Source organism: Mesorhizobium sp. M7A.F.Ca.US.002.01.1.1 (assembly GCF_004022955.1).
GTDB classification, from domain to species: Bacteria; Pseudomonadota; Alphaproteobacteria; order Rhizobiales; family Rhizobiaceae; genus Mesorhizobium; species Mesorhizobium ciceri.
Genome location: NZ_RZQE01000505.1, coordinates 1 through 4,152, shown reverse-complemented (window position 1 = coordinate 4,152; position 4,152 = coordinate 1). Strand labels below are relative to the sequence as shown.

The window sequence follows — 4,152 nt, the reverse complement described above, 5'->3', positions numbered from 1 at the left end:
GCCGAGCGCACCGGCACGATGGAAGGCAGCGTCACGTCGCTGCCAAGGGCTGTGGAAGACGCCAGCCGGCGCACGCTGCCGCCGGTGGCTTCCGCCGGCGCCTTCAGCCGGTTTTCGGTGGAAATGACGTCGGCGAATTCCGGTGCGTTGACCGGCCCGACATGGGCAAGCGCGGTGAGGTCGCCATTGGCGACCTGGTAGAGCCCGATCTCGCTGGTCTCGACGCTGCCGAGGAAGACCCCGGGCTCGGCTTTGTCGAGCTTGACGGTCAAGGTTTTGCCGGACGGGGTGATGATCTGCGCGGCGCCGGGATCGTCGGCCATCGTCTGGCGGCGGATTTCCAGCACCATGCCACGACCATCGGCGGTCAGCCGCTCCTCCTCGAGCTCCGGCTCCTTCATCAGCCAGTGCGCGATGCGCCGATAAAGCTGGACATGCGGGCCGCCGCCCTCGAAGCCGCGCGCCCACAGCCAGCCCTGATCGGACAGCAGCATGCCGACGCGGCCTTCTCCCTTGCGGTCGAGCAGCAGCAGCGGCCGGTTGTCGGCGCCCTTCATGACCACTTCGCCTTCCGGGTTCTGCACGCCTATGGTGCGGAACCAGCGGCTCCAGTGCGGCGGCTCGGTGGCCGAGCCATCGAGCCCACGCGTCACCGGGTGGCGCTGGCCGAGTTCGGTGAGGCGCGGATAGAAGGCCTTGTCGACAACTTCGCCGGTCGGCATCGCCGGCAGGGCGGCCATCAGCGGCGTGCGCGCGATCGAGCTTTCGCCGGCATATTCGGGGCCGGCCGCGATCAGCAGCGCGCCGCCCTTTTCGACATATTCGGAGATGTAGTCGTAATAGAGGATCGGCAGCACGTCGCGGTGCTGGTAGCGGTCGAAGATGATGAGGTCGAAATCCTTGATCTTCTCGACGAACAGTTCGCGGGTCGGGAAGGCGATAAGCGACAATTCGTTGATCGGCGTGCCGTCCTGCTTTTCCGGCGGCCGCAGGATGGTGAAATGGACAAGATCGACCGAGGCGTCGGATTTCAGCAGGTTGCGCCAGGTGCGCTCGCCGGCATGCGGCTCGCCGGAGACGAGCAGCACACGCAGGTTCTCGCGAATGCCGTCGATCAGTGCGATGGCGCGGTTGTTGGTGTCGGTCAGTTCGCCCGGCTCGCGATCGATGGCGAGTTCGACGATGTTGCGGCCGGCACCCGGAATGGTGACCTGCAGCGGCATGGCCTGGCCAACGGTGGCGTGCTCGACGGCGACCTGCTCGCCATTGACCGAGACGCGCACATCGACCGGGCCAGTCTCGTTTTCGGTCGAGATGACGCGGTAGGTCATGTCGAGCGGCTTGCCAACAAGGCCGAAGCGCGGCGCGTTCTCGAAGCGGATGCGGCGGTCCTTTTCGTGGTCGTTGCCGGTGATCAGCGCATGCAGCGGGGCGTTGAAATCTGGCGCGCCCGGCGGCGCGTCATGGACCTCGCCATCGGTGATCATGATCGCGCCGCCGATGCGTGACGGCGGCACGTCGCGGAAGGCGCCTTCAAGCGCGCCGAACAGCCGTGTCTCGGTGCGCTCTTCGGCGGCCTCGGATTTGCCGGCCTCGACGACGCGCACGTCGAACTGCTTGAAGCGGCCAAGCCGCTGCTGCAGCCCGGCCAGCGCCTCGTCGGTCTGCTTGGTGCGATCGCCGATATCCTGGCTCTGGCTGCGGTCGACGACGAGGGCGACAACGCTTTTCAGCGGCTCGCGCTCCTCGTTGAGGAACACCGGGTTGAACAAAGCGGCGGCGAGCGCCAAAAGGGCGATGAAGCGGAAGACCGAGCCGCGCTGGCGAAACCACAGGCCGACAAGCGCCAGCAGCGCCAGCGGCACCAGCGCCAAGGCCAACAGGGGCCAGGAGATCAGCGGTTCGAAGGAAATCGACCAGTTCATCCCTTACCCTCCTCTTTTTGGGGAGGGTTTATCCGCGACCGGAGGGAACCAAACAAACTCATCTTACTGCCCCAGCCGTTCGAGCAGTATGGGCACGTGCACCTGGTCGGATTTGTAGTTGCCGGTCAGCATGTACATCATGATGTTGACGCCGGCGCGCAGTGCGTAGACGCGCTGCATCGGGTCCGCCGGTACGGTCGGCAGCAGCGGATCGCCATTCTCGTCGACCGCCCAGGCGCCGGCAAAATCATTGGCGGTGATCATGATAGGCGAGACGCCGTCGCCGGTGCGCACCGGCCGGTTCTCGGCATTGCTGGCGTCGAGCGACGCCTCGACCCACAGTGGGCTGCCGGCGAAGCGGCCGGGGAATTCGGGCAGGATGAAGAAGGATTTGGTCAGCACGTGGTCGGACGGCACCGGCTCCAGCGGCGGCACGTTGAGGTTGCCGAGGATGTCGCGCAGCCGCTCCGTCGCCGGGCTGGTCGAATCGGCGCCGATGCCGTTGGCGAACTGGTCGCGGGTGTCGAACAGCACCGTGCCGCCCTGCTGCATATAGGCGTCGATGCGGGCGATGGCGGCCTGGCTCGGCATCGGGGCGGCCGGATCGATCGGCCAGTAGATCAAAGGATAGAACGACAGCTCGTCCTTCGAAATGTCGACACCGGCTGGTGCGCCCGGTTCAAGGGCCGTCTTTTCGACCAGGAAGCGGGTCAGGCCCTCGAGCCCGGCACGGCTGATCGAATCGTCGCCCGGCACGCCGGTCAGCACATAGGCGATGCGGGTCTTCGAAATCGCCTCGATGGCAATTTCGTCACCCGGCTTGGCGTCGTCGGCGCGGGCAAGGTCGGCATGACCGAACAAGCTACCCAGCGCAATCAGGACCGCGGCGGTGGTTGCCATGGCACCGGCGCGGCGCGGTCGGCGTGAGAACAGGCCGCCCATCCAGAACACTGCCAGCGTATCGAGCAGCATCAGCACCAGGGCGGCCGCGACCAGCGCGCCCTTCAAATTGCGCGATTCGTCAAAGGCATACTGGATCGAGCTGACGGGAACAGTGATTTGCGGGCGCGCCAGCGGGGCCAGCGTGCTGTCGGCTTCAAGCAGATTATGGGCAAACACACCCGTCTCGGAACCATAAAGGCCGGGCGGGTTTTCAAAAGTCACCGGCAGCGCGCCGGCGCCCGGTACAAGCGGCCGTGCATCCGGCGTCGGCGGCACCAGCGAGCCGTCGGCTGCAATCATGCGATAGGGCGCCAGCGACGCCGCGGCGGCTTCGGCATTGGCGATGGCCGCGCCCTGGTTGCGCGACAGCTGCACGATGCGGCGCAGCATCTCGACGAAGCTGCCGGAGATCGGCAGGTTCGACCAGGTTGCCTCAGGGGTGACGTGGAACAGCACCAGCGTGCCCTTGCCTTTCTTCAGTCCGGTGACCAGCGGCGTGCCGTCGGCAAGGGCCGCCCAGGTGCGCTCGACGATATCGGGTGTCGGCTCGGCCAGCACCTGTCTGCTGACAGTGACCTCGGTCGGCGGCGCCAGATCGGCGAACGGGCCGGCCTTGGGGAATTCGGTGACAGGCTGCGGCGACGTCCATGACAGCGCGCCGCCGAGCGAACGCTCGCCGGTGCGCAGGCGGACCGGCAGCAAATCGTCGTCATCGCCTGCGGTGGCCAGCCGCGAACCGGCGAAACGCACCAGCGTGCCGCCATTGTCGACCCAATCGACAAGTCTCTGCCGGACCTGTCCGGGAATGGTGCCGATATCGGCCATGACAATCATCGCGGGCTTCTGGTCGAGGATCTGCGGGATGGCGTCGGCGAGGTCGGCGCTGGAGGGTTCGACCAGATCGGCGAAGGGCTGCAGCGCCCGCCTGATGTAGTAGAGTGGCGACAAAAGCGGCTGCGCCTGGTCGGCCTCGGCCTGCGACAGCAGCCCGACGCGGCGGCGCTTGGAGCTTTCGTCGAGGACGCGCACCGCACCGGCCTGCCGCTCGCCGTCGAGCGCGATCGAAGCGAAGTCGTTGCGCAATTCGAACGGCACCGCCATGGTGCCGGTGGCGGTGGTTTCGCCAGGCGAAAAGGTCAGCGTCGCATCGGCGATGCGGCGGCCCTTGTCGTCGAAGGCGCCGGCGGTGACCTGCGCCGGGGCAGGGTCGCCCGGCGCGCGGATGGCGGTCAGCGCAAAGCCGTCGACCTGGTTGTCGGCGGCGGTCAGGCCCGTCAGCGACAGC

Annotated in this window: 2 protein-coding genes; both read right to left on the bottom strand. The window is 67.0% G+C overall.

Translation table 11 applies throughout. The features are described from left to right. The coding region (locus EN932_RS30700; RefSeq protein ID WP_128369324.1) for a hypothetical protein at positions 1-1,925 on the bottom strand (1,925 nt) is incomplete at its 3' end. A gap of 63 nt (positions 1,926-1,988) precedes the next feature. Then, a partial coding sequence (locus EN932_RS30695) for a DUF4159 domain-containing protein (RefSeq protein WP_128369323.1) occupies positions 1,989-4,152 on the bottom strand: 2,164 nt, incomplete at its 5' end.